The sequence below is a fragment of the Pseudomonas sp. LAM2023 genome, from assembly GCF_016620375.1.
GTDB lineage: Bacteria > Pseudomonadota > Gammaproteobacteria > Pseudomonadales > Pseudomonadaceae > Aquipseudomonas > Aquipseudomonas anuradhapurensis.
In genome coordinates, this window is the sequence record NZ_JAENHV010000029.1 from 173,889 (window position 1) to 188,944 (window position 15,056).

The 15,056-nt window shown below is 63.6% G+C and carries 11 protein-coding genes; 8 read left to right on the top strand and 3 right to left on the bottom strand.

The annotated features are described in order from the left end of the window. Positions 1–91: 91 nt before the first annotated feature. On the top strand, positions 92–1,036 hold the full coding sequence (locus tag JKP78_RS19160; protein WP_186687539.1) for a GlxA family transcriptional regulator: 945 nt from the start codon (positions 92–94) through the stop codon (positions 1,034–1,036). Positions 1,037–1,153: 117 nt separating this feature from the next. Here the strand turns inward: JKP78_RS19160 and JKP78_RS19165 are convergent, their stop codons facing one another. Beyond that, on the bottom strand, positions 1,154–1,555 hold the full coding sequence (locus JKP78_RS19165; protein WP_186687528.1) for a lysozyme inhibitor LprI family protein: 402 nt from the start codon (positions 1,553–1,555) through the stop codon (positions 1,154–1,156). 296 nt (positions 1,556–1,851) lie between these two features. Between JKP78_RS19165 and JKP78_RS19170 the strand changes: the two genes are divergently transcribed. The 6 genes from JKP78_RS19170 to etfB all read left to right on the top strand — a co-directional run bounded on the left by JKP78_RS19170 (position 1,852) and on the right by etfB (position 9,683). Continuing rightward, positions 1,852–2,829, top strand: coding sequence for a dipeptidase (locus tag JKP78_RS19170; RefSeq protein WP_016392223.1), 978 nt, complete (start codon positions 1,852–1,854; stop codon positions 2,827–2,829). Positions 2,830–2,906: 77 nt separating this feature from the next. Next, positions 2,907–3,437 (top strand): DUF5943 domain-containing protein, encoded by a 531-nt coding sequence (locus JKP78_RS19175; protein ID WP_046614486.1) that lies wholly within the window; start codon positions 2,907–2,909, stop codon positions 3,435–3,437. A 15-nt stretch (positions 3,438–3,452) separates the two neighbouring features. Further along, on the top strand, positions 3,453–5,513 hold the full coding sequence (dgcA, locus tag JKP78_RS19180; protein WP_170027867.1) for a dimethylglycine demethylation protein DgcA: 2,061 nt from the start codon (positions 3,453–3,455) through the stop codon (positions 5,511–5,513). A gap of 204 nt (positions 5,514–5,717) precedes the next feature. Beyond that, on the top strand, positions 5,718–7,670 hold the full coding sequence (gene dgcB, locus JKP78_RS19185; RefSeq protein WP_200627247.1) for a dimethylglycine demethylation protein DgcB: 1,953 nt from the start codon (positions 5,718–5,720) through the stop codon (positions 7,668–7,670). Next, entirely contained in the window at positions 7,670–8,902 is a 1,233-nt protein-coding gene (gene etfA / locus JKP78_RS19190; RefSeq protein WP_170027869.1) for an electron transfer flavoprotein subunit alpha, read from the top strand. The genes dgcB and etfA overlap by 1 nt, the downstream gene beginning before the upstream one ends. Positions 8,903–8,912: 10 nt before the next feature. After that, complete coding sequence (gene etfB / locus JKP78_RS19195) at positions 8,913–9,683, top strand: electron transfer flavoprotein subunit beta (RefSeq protein ID WP_186687523.1); 771 nt, start codon at positions 8,913–8,915, stop codon at positions 9,681–9,683. 706 nt (positions 9,684–10,389) lie between these two features. Here etfB and gbcA read toward each other — a convergent pair. After that, on the bottom strand, positions 10,390–11,682 hold the full coding sequence (gene gbcA / locus JKP78_RS19200) for a glycine-betaine demethylase subunit GbcA (protein ID WP_170027871.1): 1,293 nt from the start codon (positions 11,680–11,682) through the stop codon (positions 10,390–10,392). Between the two features lie 293 nt (positions 11,683–11,975). Here gbcA and gbcB point away from each other — a divergent pair, with 293 nt between their 5' ends. Then, positions 11,976–13,076, top strand: a complete 1,101-nt coding sequence (gene gbcB, locus JKP78_RS19205; RefSeq protein ID WP_170027872.1) for a glycine-betaine demethylase subunit GbcB — start codon at positions 11,976–11,978, stop codon at positions 13,074–13,076. Between the two features lie 124 nt (positions 13,077–13,200). Here gbcB and JKP78_RS19210 read toward each other — a convergent pair whose 3' ends face one another. Then, positions 13,201–14,826: a methyl-accepting chemotaxis protein gene (locus JKP78_RS19210; protein ID WP_200627249.1), complete on the bottom strand. Its 1,626-nt coding sequence runs from the start codon at positions 14,824–14,826 to the stop codon at positions 13,201–13,203. Positions 14,827–15,056 lie beyond the last annotated feature (230 nt).

The following is a 15,056-nucleotide window of genomic DNA, read 5'->3' on the forward strand; positions in this document are numbered from 1 at the left end:
GTGAACACGCTACGCTGCTGCCAGGGTGGAAAATCGCACCCTGGCGACCAACAATTGCACGGAGGCGACCACCTTTGCCGTGGAGCATGCAATGCCGCAAATCATCCATTTCCTGCTGTTGCCCGGTTTCTCGGCGATGGGCTTCATCAGTGCCTTGGAGCCACTGCGGGTGGCAAACCGTTTCCAAGGCCCGTCGTACAGCTGGCAGGTGCTGAGCCTGGATGGCGGCGCGGTGCAGGCCAGCAATGGCATGTCGGTGAATGCCGATGCGGCGCTGACGGCGGCCGGGCCTGGCGGCGTCCTGTTGATCGTGGCCGGTTTCGACCCCCTGGCCTGCTACGGGCCGGCCTTGCAACACGCGCTGCGCCGCCTCGACCGCGACGGGGTGATACTGGGCGGCATCGACACCGGTGCGGTGGTGCTGGCCGAGGCCGGCCTGCTGGATGGCCACCGCGCCACCGTGCATTGGGAGGCGCTCGAAGCGTTCAAGGAGAACTACCCGAACCTGCAGGCGACCCAGGAACTGTTCGAGATCGACCGGCGGCGTATCACTTGCGCCGGCGGTACCGCGTCGATCGACCTGATGCTCGACCTGATTGCGCAAGCGCACGGCAGTGAACTGGCGGTGCAGGTCTCGGAGCAGTTCGTGCTGGGGCGTATCCGCCAGCGCCAGGACCACCAGCGTATGCAGATCGCCAGCCGCTACGGCATCAGCAACAAGAAGCTGGTAAAGGTGATTGGCGAAATGGAGCGCAACACCGAGCAGCCGCTGAACACCCAGGTGCTGGCCGATGCGGTGCAGGTGACCCGGCGGCAACTGGAGCGGCTGTTTCGCCTGCATCTGGGCGACACGCCCAGCGGTTTCTATTTGCGACTGCGGCTGGACAAGGCCCGCCAGCTGTTGCGCCAGACCGACATGAGCGTCCTGGAGGTAGGGGTGGCGTGCGGGTTCGAATCGGCTTCGTACTTTACCCGCTGCTATCGGGCGCGGTACCAGCGCTGCCCGCGGGAGGACCGTCTGGCCCGGGCGGTTTGATTTGCGCCTGTACCTGCCTCTTCGCGGGCACGCCCGCTCCCACAGGAACCCCGCCGCCCGTGAGCGTTGCGCAGTACCTGTGGGAGCGGGCGTGCCCGCGAAGAGGCCGGTACAGGCTTACTGCTGGCCGATGGACTGCAGGTACTCCGAGCGGTCATCGCTGCGCTGCGCCACACAGGTATCCCAGGCCGCCTGGAATGCCTTGCTGCCAGGCTTCTCGGCAAAGGTCTCGACCTTGCAGTCGGCGTCACGCAACTGCGTCCACAGCTTTTCGGCAGCGTCCATGCGGGTGACCAGTGCGTTCGCCTGGTCGCCTTCGTCGGCATATTGGTCATGGATGCGTTGGATCAGGTCGTCGTACGCCGCTTTCAGCTCGCGCTCGGCAGTCTGCTTGTTGAATGCAGCGCAGGCGTAGGTCTGCTGGTCGGTCTCGACGTTGTCGCAGGGGGTAGTTTCTTCCTCGCCGGCCTGGGCGCCCGACACGACAGCCAGCAATACCAGCCATGCCATTGATTTCATCCGTATTCTCCTCAACAGGCTGACGAATCGCTGGGATTCTCGCTCAGACGACGGCGCTGCGGTAGCTGCCTGAACAAATGTTCATAAAGCGCAGGAAAACGTCGTTATCGAGACTGTCTCTCATCCCCAAACGGCGTAGCCAAGGCGCTGGAACTGGCGCGTTGTCGCGCATTGACGCTTTCGGCAAACCCCCTGTCGTTTTTGCATCGGGGCGCCGTTGGGCACAGGCATATGCTGGCCCCAAAGCGCCGGCACAAGGTTTGGCGCCAACCTATTCAATAAAAGGGGACAGCCTGATGAGCCCAGCCGAACTTCACGCCGACAGCATCGTCATCGACGGCCTGATCATTGCCAAATGGAACCGCGAGCTGTTCGAAGACATGCGCAAAGGCGGGCTGACTGCGGCCAACTGCACGGTTTCGGTCTGGGAAGGCTTCAAGGCAACCGTCGACAACATCGCTGCCAGCCAGAAGCTGATTCGCGACAACAGCGACCTGGTCATGCCGGTGCGCACCACCGCCGACATCCGCAAGGCCAAGGAGCTGGGCAAGACCGGCATCCTCTTCGGCTTCCAGAACGCCCACGCGTTCGAAGACCAGATCGCCTACGTCGACGTGTTCAAGCAGCTGGGCGTGGGCATCGTGCAGATGTGCTACAACACCCAGAACCTGGTGGGCACCGGTTGCTACGAGCGCGACGGTGGCCTGTCGGGCTTCGGCCGCGAGATCGTCGCCGAAATGAACCGCGTCGGCATCATGTGCGACCTGTCCCACGTTGGCTCCAAGACTTCCGAAGAAGTCATCCTCGAATCGAAAAAGCCGGTGTGCTACTCGCACTGCCTGCCGTCGGGTCTGAAAGAACACCCGCGCAACAAATCCGATGCAGAGCTGAAGTTCATCGCCGACCACGGTGGTTTCGTTGGCGTGACCATGTTCGCGCCGTTCCTGGCCAAGGGCATCGACTCGACCATCGACGACTACGCCGAAGCCATCGAGTACACCATGAACATCGTCGGTGAAGACGCTATCGGTATCGGTACCGACTTCACCCAGGGCCACGGCCAGGACTTCTTCGAGTACCTGACCCACGACAAGGGTTATGCCCGTCGCCTGACCAACTTCGGCAAGATCATCAACCCGCTGGGTATCCGTACCGTGGGCGAATTCCCCAACCTCACCGAAACCCTGCTCAAGCGCGGCCACTCCGAGCGCGTGGTGCGCAAGATCATGGGCGAGAACTGGGTCAACGTCCTCAAGGACGTGTGGGGCGAATAAGCCGCTCTCCAAGCCTGTAAGCCCTTGCCAGCAACGCCGGGGCATCCCAAACAAAATTTTTATGGAGTTGAGTTTCCATGGCCAAGATCGCCCCGCAATTGCCAATCGAAGTCGACAGCGAGACCGGTGTCTGGACCAGCGACGCCTTGCCGATGCTGTATGTGCCGCGCCATTTCTTCGTCAACAACCACATGGGTATCGAAGAAGTCCTCGGTGCCGACAAGTACGCCGAGATCCTCTACAAGGCCGGCTACAAGTCCGCCTGGCACTGGTGTGAAAAAGAAGCCGAATGCCATGGCCTGGAAGGCGTGGCGGTGTTCGAGCACTACATGAAGCGCCTGAGCCAGCGCGGCTGGGGCCTGTTCGAGATCCAGGACATCGACCTGGACAAGGGTACCTGCAGCGTCAAGCTCAAGCACTCGGCGTTCGTGTACGTCTATGGCAAGTGTGGCCGCAAGGTCGACTACATGTTCACCGGCTGGTTCGCCGGCGCCATGGACCAGATTCTCGCTGCCCGCGGCAGCTCGATCCGCACCGTGGCCGAACAGGTCTACGGCGGTTCGGAAGAAGGCCACGAAGATGGCCTGTTCGTCGTCAAGCCGTTGTAAGCCGGAGATAGCGTCATGGCATTCGAAGCAATGTTCCAGCCGATTCAGATCGGCAAACTGACCATCCGTAACCGCGTGCTCAGCACTGCGCACGCCGAGGTCTACGCCACTGACGGCGGCATGACGACCGACCGCTACGTGAAGTACTACGAAGAAAAGGCCAAGGGCGGTATCGGCCTGGCGATCTGCGGCGGCTCGTCCGTCGTCGCCATCGACAGCCCGCAGGAATGGTGGTCGTCGGTCAACCTGTCGACCGACCGCATCATCCCGCACTTCCAGAACCTGGCCGACGCCATGCACAAGCATGGCGCCAAGATCATGATCCAGATTACCCACATGGGCCGTCGCTCGCGCTGGGACGGCTTCAACTGGCCGACCCTGATGTCGCCGTCGGGTATCCGTGAACCCGTGCACCGTGCCACCTGCAAGACCATCGAGGTGGAAGAGATCTGGCGCGTGATCGGCAACTATGCGCAAGCGGCACGCCGCGCCAAAGAGGGCGGCCTGGACGGCGTCGAGCTGTCGGCCGTACACCAGCACATGATCGACCAGTTCTGGAGCCCACGGGTCAACAAGCGTACCGACGAATGGGGCGGCACTTTCGAAGGCCGCATGAAGTTCGGCCTGGAAGTGCTCAAGGCCGTACGCGCCGAGGTCGGTGACGACTTCTGCGTGGGCATGCGCATTTGCGGTGACGAGTTCCATCCGGACGGCCTCAGCCATGAGGACATGAAGCAGATCGCCGCGTACTACGACGCCACTGGCATGATCGACTTCATTGGCGTGGTCGGCTCGGGTTGCGACACCCACAACACCCTGGCCAACGTCATCCCCAACATGAGCTACCCGCCGGAGCCGTTCCTGCACCTGGCGGCCGGCATCAAGGAAGTGGTCAAGGTCCCGGTACTGCACGCGCAGAACATCAAGGACCCGAACCAGGCCACGCGTATCCTCGAAGGCGGCTACGTGGACATGGTCGGCATGACCCGTGCGCACATCGCCGACCCGCACCTGATCGCCAAGATCAAGATGGGCCAGATCGACCAGATCAAGCAGTGCGTTGGTGCCAACTACTGCATCGACCGCCAGTACCAGGGCCTGGACGTGCTGTGCATCCAGAACGCCGCGACCTCCCGTGAATACATGGGCGTGCCACACATCATCGAGAAGACCACCGGCGCCAAGCGCAAGGTGGTGGTAGTGGGCGCCGGCCCTGCCGGCATGGAAGCGGCCCGCGTGGCTGCCGAACGTGGCCACGATGTGACCCTGTTCGAGAAGAAGGACCAGATCGGCGGGCAGATCACCATCGCCGCCAAGGCGCCGCAACGCGACCAGATTGCCGGTATCACCCGCTGGTACCAGCTGGAGCTGGCGCGCCTGAAGGTCGACCTGCGCCTGGGCACCGCTGCCGACGTGGCGACCATCCAGGACCTGCGCCCGGACATCATCGTGCTGGCGGTGGGTGGGCATTCGTTCCTTGAGCAGAACGAGCACTGGGGCGCCGCCGAAGGGTTGGTGGTCAGCAGCTGGGACGTGCTCGATGGCAAGGTGGCACCGGGCAAGAACGTGCTGGTGTACGACACCATCTGTGAATTCACCGGTATGTCGGTGGCGGATTTCATCGCCGACAAGGGCAGCCAGGTGGAAATCGTCACCGACGACATCAAGCCGGGCGTGGCCATGGGCGGTACCAGCTTCCCGACCTACTACCGCAGCATCTACCCGAAAGAAGTGATCATGACCGGCGACATGATGCTGGAAAAGGTCTACCGCGAGGGTGACAAGCTGGTGGCGGTGCTGGAGAACGAATACACCGGCGCCAAGGAAGAGCGCGTGGTCGACCAGGTAGTGGTGGAGAACGGCGTGCGTCCTGACGAGCAGCTGTACTACGCGCTGAAGGAAGGTTCGCGCAACAAGGGCCAGATCGACGTGGAGGCGCTGTTCGCCATCAAGCCACAGCCGATCCTCAGCCAGCCGGGCGAAGGCTACCTGCTGTACCGCATCGGCGACTGCGTGGCCCAGCGCAACGTGCATGCGGCGATCTACGACGCCTTGCGCCTGTGCAAGGACTTCTGATCGCTCCGCCTCTCTAGAGGCGGGACTGGCCCCCCTGTAGGAGCGGCCTTGTGTCGCGATGGGCTGCACGGCAGCCCCAGGATTTGTGCAGCGCCACTGACCCCTGGGGCTGCTGCGCAGCCCATCGCGACACAAGGCCGCTCCTACAGGGGTCCGCGCCGCCCTTGAGGGGGCGCAAGTATCCAGCTGTTGTGGGAGCCTCCCATGTTGAACACCCTTCTACCCATCCTGCTGTTCGCTGCCCTTGGCCTGGCAGTGCTCGGCGCCCTGCGCCGGGTGCGCATGTGGCGGCGCGGCCGGCCATCCAAGGTCAACCTGATCGGCGGCCTGCTGGCCATGCCGCGCCGTTACCTGGTGGACCTGCACCACGTGGTCGAGCGCGACAAGTACATGTCCAAGACCCACGTGGCCACCGCAGGCGGCTTCGTGCTGTCTGCCGCATTGGCAATCCTGGTGCACGGTTTCGGCCTGCAGAGCAAGATCCTCGGCTACGCACTGCTGGTGGCCACGGTGATCATGTTCAGCGGCGCCATCTTCGTCTTCAAGCGCCGACTCAACCCGCCAGCACGGCTGTCCAAGGGGCCGTGGATGCGCCTGCCGAAGAGCCTGCTGGCGTTCGCCGCGAGCTTCTTCATCGCCACCCTGCCGGTCGCCGGCATCCTGCCTGCCAATACCGGCGGCTGGGTGATGGTCGCCATTCTCGGCCTGGGCGTGCTGTGGGGCGTGTCCGAGCTGTTCTTCGGCATGACCTGGGGCGGGCCGATGAAGCACGCCTTCGCCGGTGCCCTGCACCTGGCCTGGCACCGCCGTGCCGAGCGCTTCGGCGGCGGCCGCTCCACCGGCCTCAAGCCGCTGGACCTGGAAGACCCGAACGCGCCGCTGGGCGTGGAAAAACCGGTGGACTTCACCTGGAACCAGCTGCTGGGCTTCGATGCCTGCGTGCAGTGTGGCAAATGTGAAGCCATGTGCCCGGCGTTTGCCGCCGGCCAGCCGCTGAACCCGAAAAAGCTCATCCAGGACATGGTCATCGGCCTGGCCGGTGGTACCGACGCCCAGTTCGCCGGCAGCCCGTACCCTGGCAAGCCGATCGGCGAGCATGGCGGCCACCCGCACCAGCCGATCGTCAATGGCCTGGTCGATGCCGAAACGCTGTGGTCGTGCACCACTTGCCGCGCCTGCGTCGAGGAATGCCCGATGATGATCGAGCACGTCGATGCCATTGTCGACATGCGTCGCCACCTCACCTTGGAAAAGGGCGCCACGCCGAACAAGGGCGCCGAGGTACTGGACAACCTGATCGCCACCGACAACCCGGGCGGTTTCGCCCCCGGTGGGCGCATGAACTGGGCCGCCGACCTCAACCTGCAACTGCTGTCGGAGGTGAAAACCACCGAAGTGCTGTTCTGGGTCGGTGATGGTGCCTTCGACATGCGCAACCAGCGGACCCTGCGTTCGTTCGTCAAGGTGCTCAAGGCCTCCGGCGTGGACTTTGCCGTGCTCGGCCTGGAAGAGCGCGACAGTGGCGACGTGGCGCGCCGCCTGGGCGACGAAGCGACCTTCCAGCAGCTGGCCAAGCGCAATATCCAGACCCTGGCCAAGTACAAGTTCCAGCGCATCGTCACCTGCGACCCGCACAGCTTCCATGTGCTGAAGAACGAGTACGGCGCCCTGGGCGGTGAGTACCAGGTGCAGCACCACAGCACCTACATCGCCGAACTGATCGCGGCCAACAAGCTCAACCTCGGCCAGCACAAAGGTGGCAGCGTCACCTACCACGACCCGTGCTACCTGGGCCGCTACAACGGCGAGTACGAAGCCCCGCGGGCAGTACTCAAGGCGTTGGGCATCGAAGTGCGCGAAATGGAACGCTCCGGCTTCCGCTCGCGCTGCTGTGGCGGTGGCGGCGGTGCGCCGATCACCGACATCCCGGGCAAGCAGCGGATCCCCGACATGCGCATGGACGATATCCGCCAGACCGAGGCCGAGCTGGTGGCAGTGGGTTGCCCACAGTGCACCGCGATGCTCGAAGGCGTGGTCGAACCGCGCCCACAGATCAAGGACCTGGCCGAGCTGGTCGCCGACGTGCTGATCGAAGAGGACGCGCCTGCTGCCACCAAGGCGCAAACGGCCAAACGTGAACCTGCGGAGGTGCATTGATGAGCGACATTATCCGCCGCGACCCGCGCGCCGAGTGGATCGCCCGTAACCGTCTGCACCCGCTGCACGCAGCGATGCAGACGCAGCAAACCCGCTGGATGGGGCCGAACGGCCTGATCCGCAAGAACCCTCATGCGATTGCCGCAGGCTTCATCGGCCCGGCCGGCCTCAAGCGCATCGACCGCAGCGGCGCCCAGCAGGGCACCGGTGTGGGCGGGCGGCGCACGGCGGCGGCCGAGGTGCAGCTGCCGCTACACCAGGTAACGGCGCCGGCGTTCTACATTGCCGTAGTGCCGGACATGGTCGGTGGCCGCCTGAGCAGCCACGACCGCGACCTGCTCGGCCTGGCCCACAGCCTGGCCGGCAGCGACGGCGCGGTATTGGCGGTGGTATTCGGTGAGCACAAGGAAAGCAACTTTTCCACAGCTGGCGTCGACCGCCTGCTGGTCATCGAAGGCGAGGCCTTCGAAGGTTATGCACCGGAGCAACTGGTGCAGGGCCTGCGCGCTGTGGATAACCAGTTCACCCCGCGCCACTGGCTGCTGCCCGACAGCCGCACCGGTGGCGGCGAACTTGGCCGACGCCTGGGCGCGGCGCTGGGCGAGCGCCCGGCGACGCGGGTATGGCAGGTCAAGGATGGCCAGTGCATTGGCCGTGCCGGTGCCGGCCAGCAAGACCTGCAACGCGCCGTGCCGCGCCTGATCCTGGCGGCGGCCGAATGCGCCGAGCCGGTCAGCGAAACCCGCCATGAAGCGCTGCCGGTAGAGTTGTCCACAAGTGTTCCGCGCAGCCTGTCGCGTATCGAGGACCTCGGCTCGGTGGCCGTCGACCCGGCCACCATTGCCATGGCCGAGGCCGAGTTCATCGTCTCCGGTGGCAACGGCGTCAAGGACTGGGACCTGTACCACCAGGCTACCGCAGCGCTGGGCGCCACCGAAGGTGCCTCGCGGGTGGCGGTGGACGACGGCTTCATGCCGCGCAACCGCCAGGTGGGCGCTACCGGTACCTGGGTTACCGCACGGGTCTACGTGGCTGTGGGTATCTCGGGTGCGATCCAGCACCTGCAGGGCATTGGCGCCTGCGACAAGGTGGTGGCCATCAACATGGACCCAGGCTGCGACATGATCAAACGGGCCGACCTGTCGGTGATTGGCGACAGCTCGGCAATTCTCAAGGCACTGATCGAGGCTGTGGATAACTACCGCAGCGGCGGCCAGCGCGACGCGGCATAAGGGCACGAGCATGAGTACGAAAGTGATCAGCCTGGTTTCCATCGGTGCCCACCCCAGCTCTGGCCGCGCGCGCCGCGCCGAGCAGGATGCCCGCGCGGTGGAACTGGGCTTGCAGCTGGCTGGGGATAACTTGCAGGTGGTGCATGCCGGCGACCCTCGCGAAGAGGCGCTGCGCGCCTACCTGGGCATGGGCCTCGACCACCTGGATGTGCTGGAGCAGCCGGCCGGTGCCGATGTGCTGAGCGTGCTGGGCGACTACCTGCGTGACGCCGGGGCACAGTTGGTGCTGACCGGCAGCCAGGCAGAGACCGGCGAAGGGTCGGGCATGCTGCCGTTCCTGTTGGCGGAGAAACTCGGCTGGCCATTGATCGTGGGCCTGGCCGAAGTGGAATCGATCGACAACGGCACCGCCCAGGTATTGCAGGCCCTGCCACGTGGCCAGCGGCGCCGGCTGAAGGTGCGCCTGCCGCTGCTGGCGACTGTGGATAACGCCGCGCCGAAGCCGCGCCAGAGTGCCTTCGGGCCGGCGCGCCGTGGTGTCCTGGCGGCGCGCAACGTGGCCATCGTCGAAGACCAGCTGCTGGTCGAGGCCGAGCTGCAGCCGGCACGCCCACGGCCCAAGCGGCTGAAGGTGATCAAGGCCAAGAGCGGCGCCGACCGCATGAAGGCGGCGACTGCCAAGGCCAGTGGTGGCGGTGGCAAGGTGTTGAAAGACGTTACTCCGCAGGAAGGCGCCGAAGCCATCCTCAAGCTGCTGGTGGAAGAAGGCGTGCTGCGATAAAGCCTCCCGCGGTCCCATGTAGGAGCGGCCTTGCGTCGCGATGGGCTGCGCAGCAGCCCCCAGATCTTGAGCCAGACTCAGGATTGTCGGGGCTGCTGCGCAGCCCATCGCGACGCAAGGCCGCTCCTACATTTGGGGCAAGGCATCGGCCGCGTACTTTGCCCACCAAATCTGTTCGCCAACATGTGGATAAAGTGTTGGCGCATGGCCGCAGGCCTCGTATCACGCTGCCTCCAATGATTTGATCAAAAAACAGTCAGGCTCTGTCGGGGCGCTTGCTTGCCTAGCGCATCAGCCTCTTCCGGTTTTTGCCCACAATCGCTGTTAGCCCCTCTGTGGATAATATGTTCGGCATCGGCTGCGAGCCGCGTATTCAAAGGCGTTGACGGATTTGTTCGAAAAATGATCAAAGCCCTGTTTTTAACCTTCCGAACTTGATAATCAGGGTCTTGCAGCGCTTATCCACAGTTCGCTTGCGAACGCTCGTGCGGTTGCTCACAAACTCTGTTGGTGGCTCTGTGGATAAGGTGTATGAACACCGCTGCACCCGAGCGCGCATGCGGGTTTGACCGAGTTGGTCAAATACTGATCAGTGATTCGCTGGGGCAAGTGTTGCAGGGGGGAAGGGTTACACAGCGGGTTTCAGGCGGGGAGTGTAGAAAGGGGAGTCCCCGCCACCAAACAACGTCCAGTGGCGGGGTTGGGCTTACTGTGCCTGTACTTCCTTCAGGTAAGGTGCTGGCTCCGCCCCCAGGTTGTTCAGCAAGCGCTGGCTGTACCAGTCAATGAAGTTGACCACGCCAAACTCGTAGGTCTTCGAGTAAGGGCCCGGCTGGTATGCGGTGGAGTTGATCCCGCGCTGGTTTTCTTCGGCCAGGCGGCGGTCCTGGTCGTTGGTGGCGTCCCACACCTTGCGCATGCGCTCCGGATCGTAATCCACGCCTTCCACGGCGTCCTTGTGTACCAGCCATTTGGTGGTGACCATGGTTTCCTGGGCGCTGATCGGCCACACGGTGAACACGATCATGTGGTCGCCCATGCAGTGGTTCCACGAGTGCGGCAGGTGCAGGATGCGCATCGAGCCCAGGTCCGGGTTCTTGATGCGGCCCATCAGCTTCTGGCAGGCCTGCTTGCCGTCCATGGTCATCGACACGGTGCCCTTGAGCAGCGGCATGCGCACGATGCGGTTACGCAGGCCATGGCTCTTGTGCAGGTACGGGATCTTCTCGGCTTCCCAGGCGGCGGCCGAGGCAGCCACGTGGTCCTTGAATTCCTGGCTGGCGCGCGGGTCGTTGGTGTCGTCCCATTCCAGCAGGGTTTGCAGCAGTTCCGGGTGCGAACCGTTGCAGTGGTAGCACTCGCGGTTGTTTTCCAGCACCAGCTTCCAGTTGGCCTTTTCCATCAAGGTGGTTTGCACCGCCACCTTGGTGTTCTCCATGTCGTACGGCTCCATGTAGTGGTCCAGGGTGGCCAGGAACTCGTCGATGGCAGGCGGGTTTTCCGCCAGGCTGATGAAGATGTAGCCGCCAGCGACCTTCACGTTCACCGGCTTCAGGCCGTACTGGTTCATGTCGAAGTCGGCACCCATTTCGGTGCCGGCGAACAGCAGGCGGCCGTCCAGCTCGTAGGTCCACTGGTGGTACGGGCAGACCAGCTTGGCCACCTTGCCCTTGTCGCTGACGCACAGGCGCGAGCCGCGATGGCGGCAGACGTTGTGGAAGGCATGCACCTTGCCTTCGGCGCCACGCACCACGATGATCGGGTTCTTGCCGATCTGCAGGGTGATGTAGTTGCCCTTGGCCGGGATCTCGCAGGTCATGCCGGCGATCAGCCACTCCTTGTGGAAGATCTCCTGCATGTCGATCTGGAACAGACGCTCGTCGTTGTAGAAAGGCTGGGGCAGCGAGAAGGTGCGCTCGCGGGTCTGCAGCATTTCGGCTGTCGCCTTGCGTGCAGGTTCCAGTGGATCGCCCAGGCTCAGGGTTGCGGTGACGTCCATCGTGTATTCCTCGGGGCCGTGTGCGGCCGGCAAAAGGTGGCTAATCGTTGTTGTGGTGCCGCAAGGCTGCTTATCAAGAAACAGCGGTTGTTTTGCCGTGGAGTGTGCGTCCGAAGACGTCGTGAACCGTATCCATGGGCGACATGGCCGAATTGAATTACGACTCCGCAGCCCCTGTGGTGCGGGGCTGGTCGCGATAAGCACGCCGATGTCGCTGGCAGGAATGTACGTCGCCTTCAGCTTGCGCATTATCCAAGCCATAAAAGGCCAATAGTCGGCTGCTGGAGATGAACATGTCCGATACCTTCCTCAATCCGGTCACCACCCAGACCTGGGCCAACGGCCGCCACATCGTGCGCTGCGTCAAGGTCATCCAGGAGACCTGGGACGTGCGCACCTTCTGCTTCATGGCCGACCAGCCGATCATGTTCTTCTTCAAGCCCGGGCAGTTCGTCACCCTGGAGCTGGAGATCGAAGGCAAGCCGGTGATGCGCTCCTACACCATCTCCAGCTCGCCCTCGGTGCCCTACAGCTTCTCGATCACGGTCAAGCGCGTACCGGGCGGCCTGGTGTCCAACTTCCTCCACGACACCATGCACGAAGGCGCCGAACTGCCGGTGCACGGCCCGGTGGGGCTGTTCAACGCCATCGATTTCCCGGCGCAGAAGGTGCTGTACCTTTCCGGCGGTGTCGGTATCACCCCGGTGATGTCGATGGCCCGCTGGTTCTACGACACCAACGGCAATGTCGACATGGTGTTCGTGCACAGTGCCCGTTCGCCGAAGGACATCATCTACCATCGCGAGCTGGAACAGATGGCCTCGCGCATCCCCAACTTCAGCCTGCACATCATTTGCGAAAAGCATGGCCTGGGTGAGCCGTGGGCGGGTTACCGCGGCTACCTAAACCAGCGCCTGATGGAGCTGATTGCGCCGGACTACATGGAGCGCGTGGTGTTCTGCTGTGGCCCGACGCCGTACATGAGCGCGGTCAAGCGCATGCTCGAAGCGGTGGGCTTCGACATGAAGAACTACCACGAGGAGTCGTTCGGTGCCACGCCGCCGGAAGCCAAGGCGGACGCGGTGGAGCATGCCGAACAGGCTGCCGATGCGCCGGAACTGGATGCCGCCGACCTCAACCTGGTGGAGTTCATCGGCAGCGACAAGAGTATCCGCATCGCTCCGGGCGAGACCGTGCATGCAGCGGCCGCCAAGGTTGGCCTGATGATCCCGAAAGCCTGCGGCATGGGCATCTGCGGCACCTGCAAGGTGCTCAAGCTGGGCGGCGAGGTGGAGATGGAGCACAACGGCGGCATCACCGAAGAGGACGAAGCCGAGGGCTACATCCTGTCGTGCTGCAGTGTGCCGAAAGGGGATGTGCGGATCGATTACTGATCCGCGATTGCAGGGGCTGCTTTGCAGCCCATCGCGACACAAGGCCGCTCCTGCAGGAGACCGCGATCACCTGTGTAGGAGCGGCCTTGCGTCGCGAAAGGGCCGCAAAGCGGCCCCAGGTCTCTCAAGTACGGAACCGTGCTACCAACCCATTCAGATCCACCGCCAGGCGCGACAACTCGGCACTCGCTGCACTGGTCTGATTCGCCCCAGTAGCGCTCTGCACCGACAGGTCGTTGATGTTCACCAGGTTGCGGTCCACTTCCCGCGCTACCTGCGCCTGCTCTTCCGCAGCGCTGGCAATCACCAGGTTACGCTCGTTGATCTGCGCCACCGCCCCGGCAATGGTATCCAGCGCCAAGCCTGCTCCACGGGCGATATTCAAGGTCGATTCGGCACGCTCGGTGCTGGTGCGCATCGAGTTCACGGCCTCTTCGGTACCGCCCTGAATGCTGCCGATCATCCGCTCGATCTCGCTGGTCGACTGCTGGGTACGGTGGGCCAGCGCCCGCACTTCATCGGCGACCACGGCAAAACCACGGCCGGCCTCGCCGGCACGAGCCGCCTCGATCGCCGCGTTGAGTGCCAGCAGGTTGGTCTGGTCTGCCAGGCCGCGGATCACATCCAGCACCTTGCCGATATCACGCGACTGTTCGGCCAGGTGGGTAACCAGCTTGGCGGTGGCTTGTACGTCACCGCTCATGCGCTCGATGGCACCCACGGTTTCCATGACCAGGTCACGGCCATCGCCTGCCGAACGGCTGGCTTCGCTGGAGGCTTCCGAGGTGCTGACGGCATTGCGTGCCACCTCTTCGACGGCGCTGGTCATCTCGTTCACCGCCGTGGCGGCCTGTTCGATTTCGTTGTTCTGCTGCTGCAGGCCACGGGCGCTTTCGTCGGTGACGGCGTTCAGCTCCTCGGCAGCCGAGGCCAGCTGCGTGGCCGAGCCGGCGATCAGCTGCAAGGTGTCGCGCAGCTTGTCCTGCATGCGGGCCATGGCGCGCAGCAGGCGGGCAGCTTCGTCGGTACCCTCGGCATGGATGACGTGGGTCAGGTCGCCGTCGGCGATCTGTTCGGCGCAACTGAGCGCCTCGTCGATAGGCTTGACGATGCTGCGGGTCAACAGCAGGGCGCAGGCAAAAGTCAGCACGGTGGCGGCGACCAGCAGGGCGATCACCAGGGAGAAAGCCACGTCATACTGGTTGGCAGCTTTCGCGTTGGTGTCACGGGTCTGCTCGGTGTTGATCTGTACCAGGGTCTCCATGATCTTGTTGATCTGCTCGGAGTTGGCCTGCAAGTCACGGTTGAGCACATCTCTCAGTTCGTCGAGGCGGCCGGCCTGGTTCAGGCTGCGCATGCGCGCCTCGAGCTGGCGGTACTGGTTGAGCGCCTGGACGTACTGGTCGTACGCGGCCTTTTCGTCAGCGGCAGTGATCAGCGGCACGTAGGTTTCGCGCGCGCGGTCGATCTGCTGGTTGCGCTGCTCCATCAGGTTGAGGATTTCCTGCTGGCTTTGCGGGTCGCGGTTCACCAGCAGGCGGTAGGAGAGGCTGCGCAGGCGCAGGTTCAGCGCGCTGATCTCATCCAGCGTCTTGATGGCCGGGACGCTGATTTGCTCGATGACCAGGCCGGCCTGGCGGATGTTGCCCATCTGCATCAGGGAGAAAGTACCGAGGCCGAGCATCAGCAGGCCGATAAGCGAAAAGCCCAGCAGTGCGCGCGGGGCAATGTTCATGTTGCGTAATGACATGGTGGGCAGATCCAGGAAAGTGAAGGAGAGGCACCCAGTGCGACAGAATGTGTCTCTTTGAGTATCGGTCGTGACCGGCCAGTCTTGAGTGTGCGCCTGACAAAATCCCGAGTTGGCCCAGGTGTTCCTGACCGGCGGTTGACCCAGGTCGGAACAAGGGGCCGGTTACCCTGTCAATCTGCGGGTTCGACACGTTGTGAATCCGATATTTAATGGCGACGGGCGGCACT

Excerpts from the sequence above, each read along its gene's own strand:
- JKP78_RS19160 (WP_186687539.1), top strand. The coding sequence starts at position 92 with ATGCCGCAAATCATCCATTTCCTGCTGTTGCCCGGTTTCTCGGCGATG.
- JKP78_RS19165 (WP_186687528.1), bottom strand. The coding sequence starts at position 1,555 with ATGAAATCAATGGCATGGCTGGTATTGCTGGCTGTCGTGTCGGGCGCC.
- JKP78_RS19170 (WP_016392223.1), top strand. The coding sequence starts at position 1,852 with ATGAGCCCAGCCGAACTTCACGCCGACAGCATCGTCATCGACGGCCTG.
- JKP78_RS19175 (WP_046614486.1), top strand. The coding sequence starts at position 2,907 with ATGGCCAAGATCGCCCCGCAATTGCCAATCGAAGTCGACAGCGAGACC.
- dgcA (WP_170027867.1), top strand. The coding sequence starts at position 3,453 with ATGGCATTCGAAGCAATGTTCCAGCCGATTCAGATCGGCAAACTGACC.
- dgcB (WP_200627247.1), top strand. The coding sequence starts at position 5,718 with ATGTTGAACACCCTTCTACCCATCCTGCTGTTCGCTGCCCTTGGCCTG.
- etfA (WP_170027869.1), top strand. The coding sequence starts at position 7,670 with ATGAGCGACATTATCCGCCGCGACCCGCGCGCCGAGTGGATCGCCCGT.
- etfB (WP_186687523.1), top strand. The coding sequence starts at position 8,913 with ATGAGTACGAAAGTGATCAGCCTGGTTTCCATCGGTGCCCACCCCAGC.
- gbcA (WP_170027871.1), bottom strand. The coding sequence starts at position 11,682 with ATGGACGTCACCGCAACCCTGAGCCTGGGCGATCCACTGGAACCTGCA.
- gbcB (WP_170027872.1), top strand. The coding sequence starts at position 11,976 with ATGTCCGATACCTTCCTCAATCCGGTCACCACCCAGACCTGGGCCAAC.
- JKP78_RS19210 (WP_200627249.1), bottom strand. The coding sequence starts at position 14,826 with ATGTCATTACGCAACATGAACATTGCCCCGCGCGCACTGCTGGGCTTT.